Annotated in this window: 23 protein-coding genes; 3 read left to right on the top strand and 20 right to left on the bottom strand. The window is 32.5% G+C overall.

What is annotated here, in order from left to right; genetic code table 11:
• Window positions 1-185: 185 nt before the first annotated feature.
• Both EV214_RS09595 and EV214_RS09590 read left to right on the top strand, forming a co-directional pair.
• Window positions 186-1,292, top strand: a complete 1,107-nt coding sequence (locus EV214_RS09595; protein WP_132245152.1) for a PfkB family carbohydrate kinase — start codon at window positions 186-188, stop codon at window positions 1,290-1,292.
• Window positions 1,274-2,188 carry a pseudouridine-5'-phosphate glycosidase gene (locus EV214_RS09590; RefSeq protein WP_132245150.1) on the top strand — a complete coding sequence of 305 codons (915 nt, stop codon included), beginning with the start codon at window positions 1,274-1,276 and terminating at the stop codon, window positions 2,186-2,188. Before EV214_RS09595 ends, EV214_RS09590 begins: the two co-directional genes overlap by 19 nt.
• 131 nt (window positions 2,189-2,319) lie before the next feature.
• On the opposite strand, the gene EV214_RS09585 is transcribed toward EV214_RS09590, so the two are convergent.
• The 18 genes from EV214_RS09585 to hydA form a co-directional block, all read right to left on the bottom strand.
• The gene (locus tag EV214_RS09585; protein ID WP_132245148.1) at window positions 2,320-3,060 is read right to left on the bottom strand and encodes an alpha/beta hydrolase; all 741 of its coding nucleotides are present in this window, start codon (window positions 3,058-3,060) and stop codon (window positions 2,320-2,322) included.
• 20 nt (window positions 3,061-3,080) lie between these two features.
• The gene (gene recX / locus EV214_RS09580) at window positions 3,081-3,704 is read right to left on the bottom strand and encodes a recombination regulator RecX (RefSeq protein WP_132245146.1); all 624 of its coding nucleotides are present in this window, start codon (window positions 3,702-3,704) and stop codon (window positions 3,081-3,083) included.
• A gap of 99 nt (window positions 3,705-3,803) precedes the next feature.
• Entirely contained in the window at window positions 3,804-4,184 is a 381-nt protein-coding gene (locus tag EV214_RS09575) for a rhodanese-like domain-containing protein (RefSeq protein WP_132245144.1), read from the bottom strand.
• A gap of 98 nt (window positions 4,185-4,282) precedes the next feature.
• On the bottom strand, window positions 4,283-4,756 hold the full coding sequence (locus EV214_RS09570) for a DUF134 domain-containing protein (protein ID WP_132245142.1): 474 nt from the start codon (window positions 4,754-4,756) through the stop codon (window positions 4,283-4,285).
• Between the two features lie 4 nt (window positions 4,757-4,760).
• Complete coding sequence (locus EV214_RS09565) at window positions 4,761-5,198, bottom strand: Fur family transcriptional regulator (RefSeq protein WP_132245140.1); 438 nt, start codon at window positions 5,196-5,198, stop codon at window positions 4,761-4,763.
• A 212-nt stretch (window positions 5,199-5,410) separates the two neighbouring features.
• Window positions 5,411-5,752: a NifB/NifX family molybdenum-iron cluster-binding protein gene (locus tag EV214_RS09560; RefSeq protein ID WP_132245138.1), complete on the bottom strand. Its 342-nt coding sequence runs from the start codon at window positions 5,750-5,752 to the stop codon at window positions 5,411-5,413.
• A gap of 15 nt (window positions 5,753-5,767) precedes the next feature.
• Window positions 5,768-6,610, bottom strand: a complete 843-nt coding sequence (locus tag EV214_RS09555) for an ATP-binding protein (RefSeq protein WP_132245136.1) — start codon at window positions 6,608-6,610, stop codon at window positions 5,768-5,770.
• The gene (locus tag EV214_RS09550; RefSeq protein WP_132245134.1) at window positions 6,592-7,431 is read right to left on the bottom strand and encodes an ATP-binding protein; all 840 of its coding nucleotides are present in this window, start codon (window positions 7,429-7,431) and stop codon (window positions 6,592-6,594) included. The genes EV214_RS09555 and EV214_RS09550 overlap by 19 nt, the downstream gene beginning before the upstream one ends.
• A gap of 16 nt (window positions 7,432-7,447) precedes the next feature.
• Entirely contained in the window at window positions 7,448-7,816 is a 369-nt protein-coding gene (locus tag EV214_RS09545) for a NifB/NifX family molybdenum-iron cluster-binding protein (protein WP_132245132.1), read from the bottom strand.
• Window positions 7,816-8,604, bottom strand: coding sequence for an Mrp/NBP35 family ATP-binding protein (locus EV214_RS09540; RefSeq protein ID WP_243116609.1), 789 nt, complete (start codon window positions 8,602-8,604; stop codon window positions 7,816-7,818). The genes EV214_RS09545 and EV214_RS09540 overlap by 1 nt, the downstream gene beginning before the upstream one ends.
• A gap of 298 nt (window positions 8,605-8,902) precedes the next feature.
• Window positions 8,903-10,261 (bottom strand): ABC transporter permease, encoded by a 1,359-nt coding sequence (locus EV214_RS09535; protein ID WP_132245128.1) that lies wholly within the window; start codon window positions 10,259-10,261, stop codon window positions 8,903-8,905.
• Window positions 10,254-12,242: a COG1361 S-layer family protein gene (locus EV214_RS09530; RefSeq protein ID WP_132245126.1), complete on the bottom strand. Its 1,989-nt coding sequence runs from the start codon at window positions 12,240-12,242 to the stop codon at window positions 10,254-10,256. Before EV214_RS09530 ends, EV214_RS09535 begins: the two co-directional genes overlap by 8 nt.
• 22 nt (window positions 12,243-12,264) lie before the next feature.
• The gene (locus EV214_RS09525) at window positions 12,265-12,933 is read right to left on the bottom strand and encodes an ABC transporter ATP-binding protein (RefSeq protein ID WP_334295684.1); all 669 of its coding nucleotides are present in this window, start codon (window positions 12,931-12,933) and stop codon (window positions 12,265-12,267) included.
• Window positions 12,934-13,195: 262 nt separating this feature from the next.
• Window positions 13,196-13,513, bottom strand: a complete 318-nt coding sequence (locus EV214_RS09520; protein ID WP_132245122.1) for a YbjQ family protein — start codon at window positions 13,511-13,513, stop codon at window positions 13,196-13,198.
• The gene (locus EV214_RS09515; RefSeq protein ID WP_132245120.1) at window positions 13,494-13,721 is read right to left on the bottom strand and encodes a hypothetical protein; all 228 of its coding nucleotides are present in this window, start codon (window positions 13,719-13,721) and stop codon (window positions 13,494-13,496) included. Before EV214_RS09515 ends, EV214_RS09520 begins: the two co-directional genes overlap by 20 nt.
• 168 nt (window positions 13,722-13,889) lie before the next feature.
• The gene (locus EV214_RS09510; RefSeq protein ID WP_132245118.1) at window positions 13,890-15,221 is read right to left on the bottom strand and encodes an aminotransferase class III-fold pyridoxal phosphate-dependent enzyme; all 1,332 of its coding nucleotides are present in this window, start codon (window positions 15,219-15,221) and stop codon (window positions 13,890-13,892) included.
• Between the two features lie 61 nt (window positions 15,222-15,282).
• Complete coding sequence (locus EV214_RS09505; RefSeq protein ID WP_132245116.1) at window positions 15,283-16,671, bottom strand: aldehyde dehydrogenase family protein; 1,389 nt, start codon at window positions 16,669-16,671, stop codon at window positions 15,283-15,285.
• An 86-nt stretch (window positions 16,672-16,757) separates the two neighbouring features.
• Window positions 16,758-18,143, bottom strand: a complete 1,386-nt coding sequence (gene hydA / locus EV214_RS09500) for a dihydropyrimidinase (protein WP_132245114.1) — start codon at window positions 18,141-18,143, stop codon at window positions 16,758-16,760.
• A gap of 887 nt (window positions 18,144-19,030) precedes the next feature.
• Between hydA and EV214_RS09495 the strand changes: the two genes are divergently transcribed.
• The gene (locus tag EV214_RS09495; protein ID WP_279233120.1) at window positions 19,031-20,266 is read left to right on the top strand and encodes a Zn-dependent hydrolase; all 1,236 of its coding nucleotides are present in this window, start codon (window positions 19,031-19,033) and stop codon (window positions 20,264-20,266) included.
• A gap of 58 nt (window positions 20,267-20,324) precedes the next feature.
• Here EV214_RS09495 and EV214_RS09490 read toward each other — a convergent pair whose 3' ends face one another.
• Together EV214_RS09490 and EV214_RS09485 are read right to left on the bottom strand one after the other, a co-directional pair.
• On the bottom strand, window positions 20,325-21,740 hold the full coding sequence (locus EV214_RS09490; protein WP_207669665.1) for a sigma-54 interaction domain-containing protein: 1,416 nt from the start codon (window positions 21,738-21,740) through the stop codon (window positions 20,325-20,327).
• Between the two features lie 304 nt (window positions 21,741-22,044).
• Window positions 22,045-23,568, bottom strand: coding sequence for an NCS1 family nucleobase:cation symporter-1 (locus EV214_RS09485; RefSeq protein ID WP_132245112.1), 1,524 nt, complete (start codon window positions 23,566-23,568; stop codon window positions 22,045-22,047).
• Window positions 23,569-23,592: the final 24 nt, after the last annotated feature.

Here is a 23,592-nt window from a genome sequence, read left to right as displayed (position 1 = left end):
TTATATGATTAAATTTCTGTTTTTTATTATTTATATAAAATATTTTGAATATAGTGTTTCGCTGATACAATTGTTCAGAATCTATATACGGAAATTATAAAAAATTTCTTTTGATAAATTTGCTATTTTGAGATATACTGTTGTTAAGCATTAGTTTATAAAATAAGCATAAGTTGGTGATAGTGATGACCTTACGCGAAAAAGAAATTTTATCATTGATTAGAAAGAATCCTTATATATCGCAGCAAGAGTTAGCAGATACATTAGGGATTACCCGTTCCTCTGTCGCTGTTCATATTACAAATTTGATGAAAAAGGGCTATATTATGGGGAAAGGGTACATTGTACGAGAAGAAGATTATATTGTTGCAATCGGTGGAACCAATATTGATATTCAAGGTTTTACAAGTAATCCATTGATTTTAAATGATTCAAATCCAGGTAAGGTAAAAATTTCGTTAGGTGGTGTTGGAAGAAACATCGCAGAAAATCTAGTAAAGCTTGGAATCAACACGAGACTTATTTCTGCTATAGGAGATGACTTATATGGCAATAAAATTTTAGAGGAATGTAAAATTTCTGGAATCGATATGCAGCACACTTTCATACTAAAAGATGCCTCATCCTCTACCTATCTTTCTGTTTTAGATGAAAATAGAGATATGAAAGTCGCCATTTCAGATATGGATATTTTAGATAAAATCAATATTAATTTTATCAGAAAAAAAAACCATATCCTAAAAAATGCTCAATTAGTGGTTGTAGATACAAATATTCCTCAAGAAGTTTTACATTATTTAGTAACCAATTTAAAAGGAGTTCATTTTTTTCTTGATCCTGTATCTACTACGAAAGCAAAAAAAGTAAAAGATTTTATCGGTTCCTTTCATACAATTAAGCCCAATAAATTAGAAGCTGAAATATTAACTGATATAAAAATTAATACAAGAGATGATTTACAAAAAGCTTCACATTATTTTTTAGGAAAAGGTGTAAAAAAAATATTTATCAGTCTCGGAAAAGAAGGTGTATATTATGCAGATGAAAATACTTCTAACTTTCTACCTGCTAAACTAGTAAAAGCAGTCAATGCTACAGGAGCTGGAGATGCTTTTATGGCAGGAATCGTTTATAGCCATTTAAATAACTATACTTTAGAAAATAGTGCAAAGTTTGCTATGGCTTCATCCATTTTAGCACTGATGCATGAAAATACAATTAACCCTACGATGTCATTAAAATATATCCAAAAAATTTCAAAGGAGATGAATTTATGTATAGAAAATATTTAGATATCCATCCAGAGGTAAAAAAAGCTTTAGACGCGGGACGCGCTGTTGTTGCATTAGAGTCTACAATCATATCCCACGGTATGCCCTATCCTCAAAACGTTGAAACAGCTAGAAAAGTTGAATCCATCATAAGAGAAAATGATGCCATACCTGCGACAATAGCTATCATAGGCGGAAGATTGAAAGTAGGTCTTACAGAAGATGAACTAGAATATATGGGAAAAGGAACAGATATCTTCAAAGCAAGTAGAAGGGATTTACCCTTTATTATTGCAAAAGAATTAAATGGTGCAACCACTGTAGCATCCACTATGATTATTGCGAATTTAGCTGGAATTAAAGTTTTTGTTACAGGAGGAATCGGTGGGGTTCACAGAGATGCCCAAGAAACTTTTGATATCTCTGCAGATCTAACAGAACTTAGCAATACCAATGTAGCTGTGATTTGTGCAGGCGCAAAATCAATCCTAGATATTGGACTTACTTTAGAATACTTAGAAACGCATGGCGTTCCTGTAGTAGGTTTTAAAACAGAAGATTTCCCAGCATTCTTTACAAGAAAAAGTGGATTTAAAGTAGACTATCGTGTTGATTCTGAAGTAGAGCTTGCAAAAGCATTAAAAGCAAAATGGGATTTGAATTTAAATGGAGGGATAGTTGTAGGCAACCCAATTCCAACAGAATATGAAATGGATTTTGATACCATCAATGATGCAATAGAAAATGCAGTAACAGAAGCAAAAGAAAAAGGCATCAAAGGAAAAGAAGCAACCCCTTTCCTTCTTTCTAGAATCAAATCTATTACTGCTGGAAAAAGTTTAGCATCAAATATCGAATTGGTATATAACAATGCAATAGTTGGTACTAAATTAGCAGTAGAATTTTCTAAATTATAGTTTCTTACTTCTTTATATACTTATATCCTATATGCATTCTCCAATCAAACCCTGTTTTCATTGTATTTTAAGAAAACAGGGTTTTGTTGTTTTAAGCTTTATTATATCTTTAGGTATGCTACCTTAAATATTTATTTTTCCAGAAATGCAATGATCTTCTCATGTATACATTTTACTTCTGGCCCTGATGTACACACATGCTTTGAACGCTTTAACCAAAGAATTTCTTTTTCTTTGGAAGATATTTTATCATAGATCATCTGTGCACTCATTGGCTTTACCGTTTGATCCATATGGGATTGGACAATCAAAGTTGGACATGTAATCTTAGATAAATTTTTTTTTGCTTGTTTCATCAATTTTAAGAGACTTGGCACAGCTCCGATTGGAATAGATGCATAGGCAATGCTATTTTTCGTATCATTTTGTCCCTGTGTTGGTTCTGATTTCCATTTTTTATAGGGCATAAAATATTTTACAATAGGCGCTAATAGTGCAAATCGATCATAGATCAAAACAGGTGTCGCAATAGATACGATTCTTTCAACTGGATACTTTTCTGCCAATAATAAGGATAAAACCCCTCCCATAGATAAACCTAGCACATATACTTTACTGCACTTTTTTCGTAATCTTTCATATCCATCTACTGCATCCTGCATCCAATCTTTCCAATTACACTCATTCATATCCTCTACACAAGTTCCATGACCCTTTAGTAAAATTCCATTTACTGTATATCCTTCCTTATTTAAGGCTTTCCCTAATAATTGCATATGCGCAGGGGTACCTGTAAAACCATGGATCAATAAACAGCCTTCATCATTTCCTTCATGAAAAAATGGCTTTGTGTAGTGATGTAAATCACTCATTTTTCTCCCCCATCTCTTTATTATTTTAAAACATGATTGATTACTTTTTTAATTATATCGTAATCATATCCTCGATAAGCTAAATATCTTCCTAACTTTTCATAAACTTTTTTTCTATCTGTATCTTTTATTGTACGCATTTTCTTTTCTGCTAAACTCAAGGCATTTTCATACTCTATTTTTAGATCTAATTCTTCTATAATTGTGTTTTCTATAAGCTCCTTGTCTATTCCTTTTCTATATAGCTCTTGCTTAATTCTATTTTTCCCATATTTTTCTCCATTTGCTTTACTTTTCACCATATGTTTTGTAAATTTCTCATCATCAATAAATTCATATTCTTTTAAAAAAGTCAGGACGCGATCAATGGTTTGTTCTTCATATTCATGCTTTGCTAATTTTTCTCTCATTTCTTTTTCTGTACGTGAAGCAAAATGCAATAATTTTAAAGCCTTACTTTTTGCTTTTAGATATATTTCTTCTCCTATAATAGATTCTAATTTTTTTGTTTCAACTTCCTGACCTTTCTTCAATCCCAATGTATAAATAATTTCTTGATCTACCCCTAGAAAAAATGTATCATCCACATATATATTGACTCTATTTTTATTTTTTTGTTGTTCTAGATTTGTAATACACGGCATTTTTTTCATCCTTTCTATCCACATATATAATAAATAAAAGTCGAGAAAATTTCCCGACTTTTATTTTCATTCTCTCTCTCCAAGAGATTCATCTTAACCTCAGGTTGAGCATCCTGCCTGTACTGGTAAAGAACCCTTCATCCATCCATTGATCATACCACCACTAAGAGAATATGCATCATATCCTAAAACCTTAAGTAGAGATACCACTTGTCCTGATGTTTGTCCTGTATAGCAGATTACAATAATTTTTTCATCCATTGGTAGAACATCAATAAATTCTCCCACTTCACTCCAATAAATATTGATAGATCCATTAATCTGATTTTTCGCAAAATCTTCAGGTCTTCTAATGTCTAACATAAATAACTTTTCTTTTTTTTGTATGGCTTCGTATAAATCTTTACTAGCAATAAGATTACTGCATCCTTTTTTACAATCATCAAAGTACTTCATAACTGCTTCATCGATTGTATTCATCTTTCTTTCCTCCATTAAATAAAATATATTATACTTGCAGAAGTTGTATAAGAAATCTACACACACCTGTTGTACACTTCTTAAGCTCAATATTTTTATTATTTCTTTTGTTGGTTCATCTCTTTGTTTTCACACCAAGGTCTTCTGCAAGCTTTCATACAGCATCTTCCTTTATCCATACATACAACTTCCTCAGAATTGCATACAGGACAAACATGCACTTCTTTTTCGTATGCTTCATTAAATTCATGATCACAGTTTTTACATTGATATTTACAAATATTCAAAGTATAATTTCCGCCTTGGATATTGATAGCTTTGCCTTCTGTTAGTGCTTCAGCAACCTTTTTTCTGGCTTTGTCAATAATCAATTGGAAAGTCTGTCTAGATACATGCATTTTTTCTGCACATTCCTCTTGAGAAAGTTTTTCAATGTCTTTTAATCGCATTGCTTCTACTTCTTCAAGCTTTAATTGGATTTCTTCAAGATGGCATTTGGGTTTACCTACAGGGATAAAATATCTATTTTCTGGCATAAAAGCAATTTTTCGTGGTTTCATAGGTCTAGCCAAAATTTCACCCCCTACACTTATGACATACACCATTCATAATCATTTTTATATCTTCTACCCTTACATTATACTCTTGTTCAGCAAAATTTCTTAATTGGATCAAATCCAAAATCATTTCTGTTTTGTCATAATCGTAGATTTGATTACACCTGCTACATTTAAAATGAATGTGCAACCGCTTTTCACTAAATAACTTTAACTCATAATATCTATCTTTTTCGATCGTAGTTTCTTCTATTATACCATGTATTTTTAATATTTCTATGGTTCGATATACTGTTGCTAGCCCAATTTTTTTACCTTTTACTAAATCATACACTTCTTCTGGCTTAAAATGTGCATCTTGATTTACAAAAACTTCTATAATTGCTTTTCTTTGGTTCGTACACTTAATATTCTTTTCTTTTAAAATCTTTTCGATGATTTCTATTTTACTTTCCATTCGTACCACCCAATTCTTATATTATATAAAAAAATTCGCATTATACTATCTTATATTTTCATTTCGTCAACGAAATTTCAAAGAATTCCTTTTGAAATTTTCTTTGCTCAAATTTCTTAGAAATTATTTGATACACTAGTTATTCATATTCTGATAAATTTTTTATTTATTACTCAATGAAAAAGGCAGAATAAAATTATTCTGCCAAATTCTTAATGATGATGATGTTCTTCACATGCACTTACTGTAGATTTCAATTCACCACTTAAGTATTGTTTAATCACATCATCTAGATCTCCTTGTGCACCAATAACTACAGCAATACCCCTTTCTTTAAAAAGTTCTACTGCAGCACCACCCATTCCACCAGCAATAATGACATTCACACCTTTATCAGCAAGAAATGGTGGTAAAATTCCTGGCTGATGTTCTGGACTTGGAATAAATACTCTTTCTACAATTTTTCCATTTTCCACTTCAAATGTTTCAAACCCTTCACAATGACCAAAATGTCCTGATACAGTATTTCCATTCTTCGCTATCGCTATTTTCATTTTTAAAACGCCTCCTTATATTTTGTTTATTTGATTCCATATTTTTATGATTTCTTTTGAAGCTTTACTTTCCTCATAGCATACAATAGGCTTTAAGTGATTGACAGCTTCTTTGACCATTGGATCAAATGGAATTTTCCCTAATAAATCAATATCTTCTTCCTTACAAAAGCTTTCTATTTTTAAAGTCATCTCTTCATTGATATCGTATTTATTAATGCATACAAATGTCTTCACTCCGAAAAATTTCGTTAGGGAAAGCACTCTTTCAAAATCATTTAATCCTGATTGGGTTGGTTCTACAACAATCAGTGCAGCATCACAACCTGTAATAGAAGCCATCACGGCACATCCTATGCCAGGGGTTCCATCTAATATAAGCATCTCATCATTTTTTCTATGTTTCATCGCATTTTTTCTTACTTGGGTGACAAGTTTTCCAGACCCTTCTGCACCTATCACCATTTCTGCCCTTGATAAAATCCCTTGCTTCGTTCGGGTTGTAATGGTTTTTCCTGTTATTTCATCCTCTAATATAATCGCTTCTTGAGAGCATACCACCGTACATGCTGCACATCCTTCGCATTTTAATGGCTCTATAACATAATCATGTATCGCACCAAATCTACAAACTTTTTCACAAGCACCACATTTTATACATTTATCAAGATCTATATGCGCCATTTTTGCCCCAATAAAATTTTCTTCTTCAATATCTTCTCCACCAAGAAGAATATGAAGATTTGAAGCATCTACATCACAATCTACTTTTATACTTTTTTCATTAAGGTAAGCAAATGCAGCTGCAACAGTTGTCTTTCCTGTTCCACCTTTTCCACTTATAACAACGAGTTGCATGCCTTCACCCCCAAAATTTTCCGTCCTAATTCTTCAAATTCTTTTCTATATGCTTTATCTTCTACTAAAAGTTTTCCATTTGAATATAAAACAGCTACTTTTCTATCAAAAGGAATTCTTCCTAAAAGATTTATTTCTTCTTCTTTACAATATCTGACAATCAAATCATTTTCTTCATCTGCACGATTAATAATGATCCCAAATGGTATCTTCATTGTTTTAACAAGTTCTACAGCAATTTTCAAATCATGCAAACCAAATTCCGTAGGCTCTGTTACCAAAACAGCATAATCTGTTCCTTCAATAGCTGCTACAACAGAACAAGAACTTCCTGGTGAACAATCAATAACCGTTGGTTTTTCATCTATCAACTTCTTTAATTCTTTGATAATGGGGGGTGCCATCGGTTCTCCTACATCTAACAATCCTCGTATACAAGAAATATTCTCGCTTTTTCCTATATCAATCTTTCCAATAACTCTTCCCTCTTCTTTAATGGCATCAACTGGACATACAAGGGTACATGCACCACAACCATGACATAATTTTTCAAAGAAAATAATCCCTGTATTTGTTCCTGCCAATGCATTAAATTGACAAATTTGGGCACATTTATTACAGTTTATACACTTCTCTTCATCAATTATCGGAACAGGTATAGTTACTTCTCTTGTTTCTATTATCTTAGGGTTTAGGAATATAAATCCGTTAGGTTCTTCTACATCACAGTCTATATATTGCCATCCCATAGCTTTTGCAAGATTTGTAGAAACAGTTGTTTTTCCTGTCCCACCCTTGCCACTTAAGACTGCAATCTTCATAGGATCAGTCCTTTCTTTATTTGTGCCCCATTCCAGAATGTGCAGGTCCAGCACTTTCCAATCTTTCTAGTTTTCCTTCTTGAAATAAATTTATCACTTCTTCAATACTTCCACCTTGGCATGTATATGTTTCTATATTTCCACCATGTAATACACGCATTGCATTCGGTCCTAAACTTCCTGTAATAACCACTCCTACTTTTTCATCAATCACTTGTTGTCCAGCTGCAATTCCTGCTCCTTGATTCGCCGTAACTCCTGCATTTTCAAGAAATTCAAATGCATTTGTTTCCGTATCAAAGATTGAAAAATATGGACATCTACCAAAATGTTGATCCATTTTTGCATTTTTTTCTTTGTTCAAACTTGAAACACATATTTTCATTATTCAATCCCTCCTATTTTATCTTCTAACTTATTTGCAAAGTTTTCGCAAAAACCAAAGCGCATTTTACCGAAAACTTCCACTTTGCCTTCATCACAAAGTGCTACAAACTCAGGATCAATCGGTAATTTTTCTAATACCGCTATATCCATTTCTTTCGCTATTTCTTCAATTTTGCTTTTTCCAAAGATATAGTGCTTTTTATTACAATCTGGACATTCAAAATAACTCATGTTTTCAACAATTCCATAGATCGGTATGTCCATCATTTTTGCCATGTTTACAGATTTTTTTACAATCAACTTTACTAAATCCTGTGGAGATGATACCACGACAATACCGTCTACTGGTAATGACTGCATAATTGTAAGAGGTACATCTCCTGTTCCTGGTGGTAGATCAATCAATAAAAAATCTAAATCTCCCCATGCTACATTTGTATAGAATTGTTTTACAGTTCCTGCAATGACAGGTCCTCTCCAAACAACTGGATCATCTTCTTGCTTTACTAGTAAATTTAGCGACATTGCCTTAATTCCTGTAACCGTCTCTGCTGGTTGAATGGCTTCTCCAATAGACACAGCTCTCTGATTGTTGATACCAAATACTTTTGGAATACTAGGTCCTGTTATATCTGCATCCATGATTCCTACCTTATATCCTTTATTTCTTAGTGATACTGCCATTAAAGAAGTAACTGAAGACTTCCCTACGCCCCCTTTTCCACTCATTACAGCAATGATTTTTTTAATATTTGTTCCTTCTAGTGGTTTTTCTTTTTGTATCATATGTATTCCCTCCATTATATCTATAATTGGCATTTGCTATTTATATTATACTCCAAATTTTATTATTGTCAAATGCCATTTATGAATAATTTAAAAATAATCTTCCTAATATTGTACATATTCTCCAATAATTTTCGAAACCTTTAATTTTAATTACAATAGCAAGTATGTAAACGATTAAATATAGATAAAAAGAATTTCTACTTATTATCTAGCCCTAATTTTATATCATTACTAAAATAAAGGGATGTACCTATTATACGTATATAATATGTACATCCCTTTTAAATATTATTTATTATTCTGTTTTTATTGCTTCTAATGCACTTAAATTCATAGCACGTCTTGCTGGTAGATATCCTGAGATGATACCAATAACAGTTGCAAAAGCTACCCCTCCTAATGCAAGTTCTATGGGGATAATAGACATACCTGCACTACCTGACATACCTCCCATCATCATGTCCATACCTTCCATAGAGCCTTCTCCAAATTTGTTCAGCGCAAAAGATAGCCCATAGCTTAGTGTAATCCCTAATATTCCTCCAACAAAACCAATCATTGCCGCTTCAAATAGAAATAACCTTTTTATATCCACTAAATTTGCACCAATAACCTTCATAACCCCTATTTCTCTTGTTCTTTCATAGATACTCATAATCATTGTATTCGTAATACCTATTGCAGCTACAAGTAAACTAACAGCCCCTATTCCGCCCAACATCATCTGGGATTTTTTCATCTGTTCTCTCATAGACTTTAACCACTCTGTCAAACTACTCGCATCCAATCCCATTGCTTTTATTTTTTCTTGAATTTCCTCTACTCTTTGAATATCAATTACCTTTACCTTTACTTGTTCATATTGGTCTTCATTATCTGATCGTCTTCTTTTTTCATGTCTTGCATCTTGATCTTCCTTTATGATTTTTTCAAGCGCAGTAATATTCATATAAGCATTCCAATCCTGTTCTCTACCACTTTGTGCTAAAAGTCCCACGCCTTTTACCTTATGTGGCTTTGGTGGCTTATAATCATCATCTCTTTGATTTCTTTGATTTCTTTTTTTCTCTCCATAATTATTATCTGATGATAACATAAGCTTACTACTTATTAAATTTACCTTTGGTGCATTGGGATCACGATCATATCGGTTTCTTGATCTAGGATCATAAAAACGATCAGCTACTTCTGTACCAAAAACTAATGTTTCCTTATCTGTTGATGTTAGTAATCTTCCTTCTTGCACTTTAAAATCAAACGCTTCCATTACTTCAGGTTTTATTCCTATTACATTCACATTCCCAATCATTTTTCCAGCAGCTACTTTTAGACGCATTTCTTTTATAGGCATTACTGCCTTTACCCCATCTATCTTTTCAAGCTTTTCAATCCCTTGATCATCAAGCTTTACTTGTTTTTTTGAATTTCTTGAATCCATATCGCCATATCTTCCAGAAGAATATACTTCAATAATGCTTAAATCTCCCATACTTTCAATCCACTCTTTGGTCCCTTGATCATTTGCAATTCCTATAGACATCATCACTACAATAGAACAAGTTCCAATAATTACGCCTAAAACAGTCAAAAATGTTCTTGTTTTTTTTCTCCATAGGTTGTGAAAGCCCATTTTTAACAAATCCCAATTATTCATCTATGCTCACTTCCTCGGCTTTCTTTTTGCGCTTCCTACGAACAACAAATCCAATACCGCCTACTAAAAGAACGCCCCCCCCAATCCATATCCATTTCTTTGATGAAGACCCTTTTTGACCTTCCATCTCCATTTCTGGATCCATTGGAGGCATTTCTGGTTCTTTCATTACTTCTATCTCGAAATCTTTTTCTACTTTATAAGGGTTCCCAACCGTATCTTCAAATTCAAATATAATTTTCCCAGTTCCTTTTCCTTCCTTATTTGGTATCACTGTAACATCATAATAGTCATCTTTTCCAGCATCTATGTTTCCTATATAAGTACTCCCACTGTTTACCTCAAAACCACCTTCTGTATGAATCATCATATTTCTCAATATTCCTCTGCCCAAATTATAAAAATCTATGGATAGGGAAGCATTCCCACCAACAAAAACTTCTTCTGGAATTTTCACGTCAGATGTTTTAAATTTTACTTCTTGTATGACATTTACTCCTATAATTTCCTTTGCCGTTTGTGCTTTTCCTGTACTATCTTCATACTCAATATCCGCCGTAATATTATACATTTTCTGCTCTGCATCTGATTTTGACTTCAATTTAATCGTTTTATTAACGCGATTTGATGCACCAATTTCATCTATAAAGAAGGAATTACTGCTTCCTACTGGTGCAAAAGCATCTCCTTCCGAGCTGATGCTTACCTTAATATTTTTTACTGAAGCACTTTTATTTGTATTGAAAAAAGATATATTCAGTGGAAAAGTTTCGCCTGTTTGGATATATTCTTTTCCATAGTTGTAATTATCTATAATAATTCTCGGTGTTAATTTTGAATTGTCTCCTTTTATAAATATACCAACATATTGGCTTAAAGAATTCTTCTCTTCTGATTTTGAATCCTTTAGTCCATATTCCACATTGATCTTAACAGGATAATTTTTTGATTCTATACCATCCTTAGCAAAAAGCTTAAAAGTCATAGGAATAGATTCTCCCACATTTAGACTTTTTATATTTTTAACAGATGCAGATTTTGGAAGTATCTCAGCGCCTGCATCGATACTAACCTTTAAGTTTTTTGCATCTTTGCCTGATAGATTTTTTAGATCAAAGGCAATATCAAAATCCTGACTTGTTTTTACACCATCCACAGGATATGCTAAATTTTCAAACCCAAAATCTAATTCTTGGTCTCCAGCGCCATCTACAGGAACATATATTTTTTTCTTCTTTTCATATTCATGATTATATTCATCCTTATACTTTATAGAAAGATCTAATTCATATGTACCACTCTTTAAATCTTCATTCGCATAGATTTTTAGTGGAATCTCGTGAAAATGCTTAGGTTTTATCTCTTTTATTTTGGGTACATTCATATAATTATCAAGTCTTATTGCCTCTGCCTTAAGCCCCTCAAAACTAATTTCAACATCTTTTGCCATCGTTTCGCCTTCATTTTGAATTTCTAATTTCATAACGCTACTTTGACCAGCAGAAACACTGTTGCCTTCAAATTTTACATCCATTAATTCCAAAGAAGGTTTTTGGCGATTCTCTTCAATTTTCACATAAACCGTTTCTGATGCAGTACCTCCATCATAACTAACACTTACTTTGATTGGATAAGTTTTTGCTTCTGCATTCATAGCTACCTTCAAATAAAATCCAATATCTTCATCACTTTTACCATGAATAGACGCTATTCTCTTTGTTGTAGACATTTTTTCTATTTCAAAAGGAAAACTTTTTAAATCACTTGTATCTAAAGATATGGTTACATCTTTTATAGAATCTTCTCCAATATTTTCTATAGGAATGCCAAGTCTCACTTCTTCTCCTGATTCAAATACAGGCACTTCCCTATTTCTTCCTATAATTAAATTCGTATCCGCATATGAAGTGAAAGTATCCATATTACAAATACTAAAAGCCATCATCAATACAATGGATAAAGTAAGTATCCTTCGTTTCATCTTTTTTCCCCCTTAATTCTCCTTATTTTTCTTCAATTTTTTCAATGTTTCCATCTAAAATATAGACAACCTTATCTGCATACTCAGCAATACTTCTATCATGGGTTACAATAATAATTGTCTGATTGTTCTCTTTTGCAATTTCTAACATCAAGTTCATAACTTCTTTGGTTGTCTTCGAATCTAAATTTCCTGTTGGCTCATCTGCAAAAATAATAGGTGGCTTACTCACAAAGGCTCTTGCAATCCCTACTCTTTGCTGCTGCCCTCCACTCATTTGATTAGGTTTATGGGTGATATATTTTTTAAGCCCCACAGCATCTAATATTTCAGCAGAAATTTTCTCTCGTTGCTTTTTTTTCATCCCTCTAAAAGTGAGTGGCATACTAACATTTTCAAGAGCTGTGAGTGCAGCTAACAGGTTGTATGACTGGAAAACAAAACCAATATGCTTTTGTCGAAACTTTGCAAGTTGTTTTTCATTCATTTTTTCAACATTTTTTTCATTAATTTTAATAATGCCTCTTGTAGGTTTCTCAAGTCCCGCCATCATATTTAAAAGAGTAGATTTTCCTGATCCTGAAGTTCCTAAAAAGCAACATATCTCTCCTGTCTTTATTTCCAAGGAAACATCGTTTAATGCAACGATCTTTTCATCTCCTACTCTATATACCTTTCTAACATTTTTTATTTCAATTGCATTTTTAATCGTTCTCCCCCCCTTTGTATCATTCTATTCTATACAATTTTTGCATCCATAGCCATATTTTCGCCTTACAAAATCTCTTTTTAATCTTATATTTTTGTCATATACCAATCTTTTACCAATTTATAGTATACAACAAAATCCCATAAAAATCTTTACAAAAATATTACAATCACCAAAATTTTTATTTTCTACCTAATATTTGTATATAAATAATACCGAGTAATTTAAAATTACCCGGTATTATTTATTCTTTTATAAACTTAACTGCTGTTCCATAAACGATTACTTCAGCAGCCCCTTGCATGATTGCACTCGTTGCATATCTTATGTTAATTATACCATCTGCACCTAAGTTTTGTGCTTCCATAACCATTCTCTTTGTCGCAATGGCTCTTGCTTCATCCATCATTTCTTTATACGCTTCTATTTCTCCCCCTACTAATGTCTTCAAACCACTTAAAATGTCTTTTCCAACATGCTTTGATTGTACGGTTGCACCCTTTACAATTGAAAGTGTTTCTAATTTTTTTCCACTAATATAATCAGTATTTACTAAGATCATCCTTATCCTCCTCCCTTATTTCTTTAACTCTCTTAACCATATTATAAATTAATGCAAATATGATTCCTAACAAAGCGATACACACAATCCCCATGAGTAAAAATGGGCCATTTGTTTCTAGCATCGCAAACAATATACCAAAAGCATAAAGCAATGCAATAATCCCTACAATTATGGTTATGATAATTGTTATAATGATATTCTTCATGATAATCACCTTTCACATACTATGAATTTCATCTTATTATATACATAATTTAGTTCTTATACATTTTTATTATATAATAATATCCATATTTTAGCTATAGAAATCGCTATATAATAAAACCTGGATTAATCTTACATTGATTAATCCAGGTTTTATTTACTTTTAAATTTATTCATCCATCATCTCGTCTACAAAATCTAATACATTATCCATAATTTTCATTGCATCCCTAAGCTCATCCTTTTTTATAATCAACGGTGGCGCTACAATTATTATATTCTCATGACTGTAGTTCCAAAATCCTTTTTCTCTAAGCATCCCGAGTATTTTTTTCATAATTCCATCCGGGTCTTTTCCATAAGGTACCAATGGTTCTTTGCTATTTCTATCTTTCACCAATTCAATAGCAGAGAAAAGACCTATATATCGAACATCTCCAACACTTGCATGTTTTTCTTTCATTTCTTCTAATATTTCACCTAATACAACGCCCATTTCTTTGGATTTTTGAATTAAATTTTCTTCTTTATAAACATCAATCGTAGCACAAGCGGCAGCACAACCCATTGGATGCGCACTATAAGTTAATCCGCAGATAAGTGTATTCTTATTAAAGTGATCAGCAATTTTTCCATTTACTAATACACCACCTAGTGGTATATAGCCACAAGTTGAACCTTTAGCAAAGGTAATCATATCAGGTTGTACATTCCAATTATTTACTGCAAACCATTCACCAGTTCTTCCCCAACCAGCCATAACTTCATCACAAACCATCATAATGCCAAACTCGTCGCAAAGATCTCTTACGCCTTGCATCCATCCTTTTGGTGGAATGAGAATACCATTCGTTCCAACTACAGATTCTTGAAAAATAGCAGCAATTGTTTCAGAGCCTTCATACTCTATTTGTTCTCTTAAAAGAGTAAGATAATATTTTGAAGCTTCTTCTTCGTTTTTAAACTCAATAGGACCTCTATATGCATAAGGACCAACAAATTTAACAAATCCAGCGATTCCTGGTTCGCTTGCAAATCTTCTTGGTTCACCTGTTAAGTTCGCAGCACCATAAGTTGCACCATGATAAGCGCGATACGCTGAGAACATTTTGTATCTGCCAGTATACATCCGAGCCATCTTAATCGCATTTTCATTTGCTTCAGCACCACTATTTGTGAAAAATACTTTTTTCATGTTAGCAGGAGCTACTTCAACAACTTTCTTGGCAGCTTCAGCGCGCACATCTAAAGCAAAAGCAGGCCCAATAAAAGGTAATTTGTCAGCTTGATCTTTAATTGCTTGAATCACTTTTTTGTTCCCATGACCAATATTCATATTAACCAGCTGTGAAGACATATCGTAAAATCTTTCTCCCTCTTCATTCCAAAAATATATTCCTTCCGCTTTTGTAATAACATGCGGATTTAATCCAGCTTGAGCACTCCATGAATGTAAATTATATTTTAAATCCATTTCTTGAATAACAGATGTTTTATTCATTCGAAACTCCCCCTTTTATATTTTTATCAATAAAAAACATCTAACTTCTACATTTTAAATTTTAATGATCATTCATAACACTACCAAATAGTTCTTCATCCGTTGGAACAACAGGTTCAAAATATCTTGATACCCATGTAACATTAATTAAATGTTTCCAAGTAATATTTTCAGAAGCTACATTTCCACCCCAAGTTCCACAGCCAAGACTTGTTGTAAATGGCATACCATTAAACCAATTTCCAGTATTTGCAAGAGCTTGCCCTTGTCTAATATTCATACGGCTTACCTTTGTCTTAAGCGCCAGTTCCATAATGTGTTCTTCGTTGAACGAATGAATGCCACAAGAATGACCCATTCCTTGATATTTAGTAATTTCATTTACTTTATTCACAGCTTCTTTAAATTGATCATATTTGTAAAGTGTTACAACTACTGAAAGTTTTTCTCCAGAGAATGGATAATCTGCACCGATCCTTGATTCTTCAACCATCATAAATTTTCTATCTTCAGAAAGTTCAACACCTGCTATATCTGCTATTGTTTGAGGAGATTGTGCAACGATTTTTGAATTCAAGTGCCCATCAACCCATAAAGTTTTTTGAAGTTTTTCCTTTTCTTCAGCCTTGGTTAAATAACCTCCTTCAGCCTTAAGTGCTTCAATAAAATCATCATACACATCTTTCTGAATAACCAATGCGTTCTCTGCAGAACAGCTTGTAGCAAAGTCAAATGTTTTGCTAAGCATTATTTTATGAGCAGCATCCTTTAGATCCGCAGTTTCATCTACAACAACTACAGCGTTACCAGCACCTACGCCATAAGCTGGCGTACCAGATGAATAAGCAGATTTAACCAATCCTGCTCCACCTGTAGCTAAAATCAAATCACATTGTTTCATAAGCTCATTACTGATATCCATAGTAGGCTCTTCAATTGCTATTACTAAATCTTCAGGTGCACCATATCTTTTTAATGTTTCTCTCATAATATTTACAATAAATGTGTTTGTTTTCTTCGTACGTGGATGTGGAGATAATATAATAGCATTTTTTCCTTTTAATGCATGTGCTACTTTTACAGTAGGTGTTGCTTCAGGATTTGTACAAGGAACAAGGGCTCCTATAATACCCACGGGTTTAGCTATTTTCATAATTTTCTTTTCTTCATCTATTTCTATTACACCTACAGATTTTTTGCCTATCATATCACGAATAACACCTTTCGATTTTGCCATAAGCTTGTTATATTTTCCTTCATAATTACCCATTCTAGATTCTTCTACAGCCATTTTTGATATTTCTTGTGCAGGACCATCTTTCACGATGTTCCACACAACAGCAGTAAGTAATTTATCCACTTGCTCTTGTGTATAATCTGCAATAGCAATTTGTGCTTTTCTAGATCTTTCAATAAGTGTAGCTACATATTCTTTAGGATTTATATCCATTTTAGTTCCCCCTAGTATAATATTTTATATATGTATTAAACGCATTGTAGATTGGCTTTATTTCACTTTTTTAAATCTAGATAGTCCTATATAATCATTGGAGATTCTCTCATAATAAATTCTCCATACCCTTTTTCTCCAACAAATTGTCCATTTTCTACAATTACTTTACCTCTAACCATTGTAGTCTCTGGATATCCCTTTAATTTAAAGCCTTCAAAAGGTGTATAATCAACATTTTCATGAAGTATTTCTTGTTTTACTGTCTTTTCTACATTTGTATCAAAAATAACTATATCTGCATCACTACCCACAGCAATAGTACCTTTTTTAGGATACATGCCAAATATTTTAGCAGCATTCGTAGATGTAACTTGAACAAATCTTTGTAAATCAAATTTCTTTTCTACTACTCCATATGTATACATCAACGCCATTCTTAACTCTATTCCTGGCGCTCCATTCGGAATCTTTCCAAAGAAATCTTTCCCCATTTCTTTTTGTTTCATGAAGAATGGACAGTGATCTGTTGCTACTAATTGAAGCGTATCATCCGCCAACGATTCCCACATATACGGCCAATTACTCTTATCTCTTAACGGTGGTGACATCACATATTTAGCTCCATTAAATCCTGGTTCTTCATAATTGTCATATGATAGTAGTAAGTACTGTGGACAGGTTTCGCCCATTATTGGATATCCCTCTTCTCTTGCACGCTTTACTTCTGAAGTAGATGCTTCACAGCTGTTATGTACTATATAAAGAGGTGCACCCACTAATTTAGCTAATTTTATAGCTCTACCAGCAGCCTCACCCTCAACCAAATCTGGACGAGATAACGCATGGTATTTAGGTTCTATCTTTCCTTCTTCTTTGAATTTATCTGTAAAGTATTTTATAGCATAATAGTTTTCAGCATGAACACCTGTTAATCCACCATTTTCACTAACAACGATTAACGTATTCATAAGCACATCATCTGTAACTCTCAGACCATCATATGTCATAAATAACTTAAAACTAGAATACCCTTCTTTAATTCTAAAGGGAATTTCTTTTATAACATCCTCATTCATATCTGTTACAGCCAAATGAAGTCCATAATCTATTACAGCCTTACCTTCCGCTTTTTTCCTCCAAGTATTAGCAGCTTCCTCTAATGTTTTACCTTTAGATTGTATTGCAAAATCCACGATTGTTGTCGTTCCTCCACATGCTGCTGCAATGGTTCCTGTATTAAAATCATCACTAGAATACGTTCCGCCAAATGGCATATCCAAGTGAGTATGAGGATCTATACCTCCTGGAATAACATACTTATGTTCTGCATTAATGATCTTTTCTGCATCGTCTTTTAAATCTGATTCTATTTGATAAACCTTTCCATCTTTAATACCTATATCACCTTTAAAGGAATCCATATCTGTTATAATTGTTCCTCCTTTAATAATCGTGTCAAATTTTTTCATTCAAAGTTCTCCTTTCATAAGTATTTTAATTTTTATATATTGTTTTTTATTTTTTAATTCTAAAAGATATGCTTAAAAATTTTATTTAATTCTTTATAATACAAGATAGATGCCAATTTATATTTTTATAAAACATATTCAAGATACGAATAAATAAATGGCTAAATTTCAGTATTTTTAATAAATATTTTTTTTTGATATTCAAAAAATATATTTTACCTCCCCTAAAACATGAAATTTTGATTTGTTTTTGCATCATTCGTCTATAAAATATGCATCACACAAATTTGTATATGCTATAACTTTAATTTCCCTACATTTTTTCTCATAAAAGAAATTATAATCTTCCTAAACCCGTTGATTTTTTCATTCCACTGATGTTTTTTTCCATCGTACTTTTCTTAGTCATAATTTTATTTTTTTTTCATTATAAATTTTCTATCATTTTTCACTTAAAAAAAAAAGTAAAAATTAATAGAATCATTCACAAAATAAAAGAGGAATATAAGTATACACTAACAATCCCATTCAATAAATAAGATATGCAAGTATTGAAATTTAGATATTTTTCCCATATAAAGTTCTAAATAAACTTAGATCTTGGCATATATATTGCTTTATATATTCCTGAACTTAGTTCATTAGTAAGTGTTATGAGACTTACTACAATTATCAAATATAACTGTTAGTAAGCAAATAGCCCAATAATTAAAAATGTAATTATCAATGAAAGGAATGTTTACAGTGAGTAAATTCTGCGAGATAAAGGATTGGTGTTGCGTTATTATATTTTATTAGAGCAGAAGAAGTTTTAGCAAGTATAATTTTCTAAATATTCATGAAATAGATTTAGTTACATAAAAAAAATTAGAAAGGAGTATTTAATAATGAATACAAAATTTTGTAGTATGGAAAGAATGGAAGATAAGCTCAAAACTTTTGCAACTTATGGTGATACCGGACATGGAGGAGTTACTAGATACTCATTATCACAAGAAGCTATTCAAGCTAGAGAAGAATTCACAAAGAGAATGGAAGCTATCGGTGCCGAAATAACTGTTGATGATATGGCAAATATGTATGCTACTATTCCAGGTTCAGATCCTAATGCAAAACGAATTGTTATAGCATCTCATGTTGACTCCGTAAAAAATGGAGGCAACTATGATGGAATATTAGGCGTTATAACCGCTATGGAAGTTTTAGAAACGATTGTAGTTCAAAAAATTCCTCATAAACATCCACTTACGGCTATGATTTGGACAAATGAGGAAGGTTCCTTATATCCACCAGCAATGATGTCATCCGGCGTAATTTGTGGCAAATTTGATAAGGATACAATACTTTCATCAAAAAGCGTATTAGATAGAAAAACTACTTTTGGTGAAGCTTTAGTAGCCAGCGGTTATGCTGGCTCATTATCGAATAGGTTAAATTCTAATGATTATAAATGCATGCTTGAACTCCACATTGAGCAGGGTCCAATCCTTGAATCTGCTAATACTGATATCGGTGTTGTCACTTGTGTCCTTGGTATGATTAACTACAGAATAAGAACTTATGGTCAAGCAGATCACGCTGGCACTACGCCAATGAAATATAGACAGGATGCTCTTTATGCAGCCGCTCAGGTTCTTACTTATCTGCATAATGAGTTAGACAAACTTGATCCAGATCTTGTTTACACAACTGGTGAAATTAAATGTCATCCTTGTATACATACAGTAATTCCTGATTTTGTTGACTTTTCAATTGATTCAAGACATGAAGACCCTAAGGTACTTGAGCAAGTTCTTGATATTATTAAAAACATGCCTAAAGAAGTTGCTAAGTGTAAGGTTGATTATACGAAAGCTTGGGCACGTGATACAGTATACTTCGATAAAGAATTAGTAGCATTTGTTAAGGCAAGTGCTGATGAAGCAGGTATTTCTAATCAATACATTAATAGTGGAGCAGGCCATGATGCCCAGTATGTATCAGATATGATGCCTACTACTATGATTTTTGTTCCTTCAAAGGACGGTCATAGCCACTGCGAGCCTGAGTTCACATCTGTTGAGCAGTGTACAAATGGAGCAAGCGTAATGCTTAATACCGTCCTTAAGATAGATGCAAAATAGCATCAACAAAAACATAGGCTAATGATATTTCTTCAATCATTAGCCTATGAAAATTATTTTATATATTATATTCTTTTAATTTTCTTACAACTGTTGACTGGTTTATTTTAAGAACTGTAGCTATTTTTCTCGTTGTTTTATATTCTTGTTTCGCCTTTATTAACAATTGTCTTTCTAATTCTTTTGTTGCTTCTTTTAGTGGGATCACAGTATTTGCCTCAATATAATTTACATTTTTATTATTTTCAAGATGTATGATCTCTAATACTTGTTTTGAAGTTATAATATCTTCTCCACATGTAATTACTAGCCGCTCAATTATATTCTCTAATTCTCTTATATTGCCAAGCCATTTATATGATATCAACAGTTTATAAGCATCTTGCGTTAATGATTTCTCAAAAAAGTATTTTTCATTATTCTTCTTTAAAAAAACATTAATCAGTATAGGTATATCTTCAATCCGTTCTCTTAGTGAAGGTATATTAATAGGTATTATATTTAACCTATAATAAAGATCTTGACGAAATTCACCATTTGTTATTGCCTTTTTTAAATCTTTATTCGTAGCTGCAATGATTCTAGCTTTTATTTCATATGGTCTTAATGCACCTATTCTAGAGGCTTTTCTATCTTGCAATACACTTAATAATTTAACTTGCAGCTTCATTGATAGTTCTCCAATTTCATCAAGAAATACAATGCCATCTTTTGCTTCTTCAAATAAACCTTTTTTACCTTTTTTATTGGCTCCTGTGAAAGCCCCTTCTTCATATCCAAATAATTCGGATTCAAGCAAATTTTCCGGAATTGCTCCACAATTAATAGTAACAAATGGTTTATTTTTTCTATTACTCATCTCATGTATAGTTTTAGCTAAAAAACCCTTTCCTACACCCGTTTCTCCTAACAGAAGTACGGTACTATCTACATCTGCTGTTCTTTTGATTAACTCCATAATCTTTTGCATCGTACTATTTTTAGTTATAATTTTTTTTTCTTGTATCACCTTCCTTTTTAACAATTCTTTTCGGAACCATTCCATCATTTCTCCTGTATTCTCTATTTGATTTTTCAGTTGTTCAATACTCGTAATATCCTTTGATATATTGATTACTTTAACAATCTCTTTTTTTTCATTAAATATTGGGATACCTGTAACCAACAATTTTTTATTACTAGCCGTTTTTTGTATGATAGTAACTTTTTCTCTTTTTTCAAATACCTCTGCTGTAATAGATTTATCAAAAATCCCCTTTTTTACTAGATTATTAGCATCTTCCCCTATGATCTCACTTTGTGATATGCCAAAACTTTCTTCACATAGATCCCCTACACATAAAATTTTTGCATTTCTATCTACAATCGTAATCTGATCAAATGTTGTATCTATTGCTATCTTTATTTCATTATATAATTGTTCATAATCTTTTAACTCTTCTTTTAACACATTATAATCAATTAAGGTTTCCAATTTTATCCCCCCTCGTTCTCTAATCTAAAAAATAACATTTAACGCATATTCAGCTACACCTATTGCAAATCATCAATAATTTAAAATTATTATTTTTTTATGTAATCAATTTTATATTAATAAATAATATTCCATAAAAAAAGGTTAAGAACCTTCTTATTTTCAAATTTTTAAGAATATTTTTTATTTTCTGTCATAACGAGATATCGAGTAGCTAGAAAATAGGCACTAACCTGTTACAATGAAATAAAATTCCCCCTGTAAAATCTTCAGGGAGAATTCATAATCAATCCATATAACAAAATCAAGCTTTTTCATGTAACATTACTTTTTCCGTAATGGCTGCTTCTTCTTCTTCACTAAGAAGAGAATCATGCTCGTTCTTCATAATCGCTGGATAAATGACTATAGCAAGTAAAAATCCAATAATCCAACCACTATCCGCTAAGAAACTTAGTCCATCTACAACTTTACCTAATATTGGTAAAGTACAAGCGAGAATCCAAGTATAAACTGCTTTTTCATTAAACCCATTTTTATACCAATAACGGCTTTCTTCCCCTTTAAACAAATCATGTAAATCTAATCTTTTTTTACGATAGATATAATAATCAGCAATATACATCCCTGCTAGAGGTCCTAATAAAATACCGTATGTCCCTAACCATCCAAATATATATGCATCTGCAGTTGAAAGTAGTTTCCAAGGCATGATTGCAATACCAGCAATACCCGTGATTAGTGCACCTGTACTATAAGAGATTTTTTGTGGATTTAAGTTAGAAATACCATTTGCAGGTGCAACCACATTCGCAGCAATATTTGTTGTTAAAGTTGCAACTGCTATACCAATTGCACCAAGTAATGCAGCTACTGGACTACCTATATGTTGAACAACAGCTACTGGATCCCAAATAAATTGACCAAATATGATACTTGTTGCACCCGTAACAAAAACACCTACGAAAGCAAATGCTGCCATTGTTGTAGGTAAACCAAGCAATTGACCTCTAAACTGATCTTTCTGACTTTTTGCATATCGACTAAAATCAGGAATATTCAATGCAAGTGTAGACCAAAAAGCAATATTTGCTGTTAAACCCGCTAAGAATATTTTCCAGAATTGACCTTCTTTATATGTTGCAGGCAGATTTAAAATATCACTAACATTTTTACCCGCTGAATGTACACTTGTTAATGCCCAAGCTATAAACCCTAGGGAAAGAACTCCTAGAATAGGCGCGCCCCAAGCTTCCATGAACTTAATAGCTTCTGAGCCCTTGTAAGCAATCCAAACATTCAAAGCCCAAAATATAAAGAAAGCTACCCAAATACCTCCTGCCCAAGAAGCCCACGAAGGCATCATAACACCCATAACCGCATTAAGTGCTCCTCCACCAATCCAACATTGAATTCCAAACCAACCAGCCGCAATAAGTGCACGAGCAATTGAAGCAATATGGGAACCTTTAATACCAAAAGCCAAACGTGCAAAAACAGGATAAGGAATACCATATTTTGTACCAGAATGTGAATTTAACTGCATTGGAATAAGAACGATTAAGTTTCCTAAACAAATGTTAATAATTGCTTGCCACCAAGAAAGACCCGCTGCCATTAATCCAGATGCCATCATATAAGTAGGAATACAAACAGACATTCCAACCCATAATGCTGCAATGTGGTATGTTCCCCAAGTTCTTTCAGACAATTTCGTCGGTGCTAAATCGTCATTATAATATGCATTATTTTTTAATACTACTCGCGAACTTTCACTTAATTCATAAAGACCATTAACTTCTTTTTGTGATACTTTTTTCTCATTCATCCATTTACACCTCCAATTTTGTAA

It is taken from the genome of Marinisporobacter balticus, assembly GCF_004345705.1.
Classification (GTDB): Bacteria; Bacillota; Clostridia; order Peptostreptococcales; family Thermotaleaceae; genus Marinisporobacter; species Marinisporobacter balticus.
Note: the sequence above shows the minus strand (reverse complement) of the source record. Positions and strands in the feature narration are given on the sequence as shown.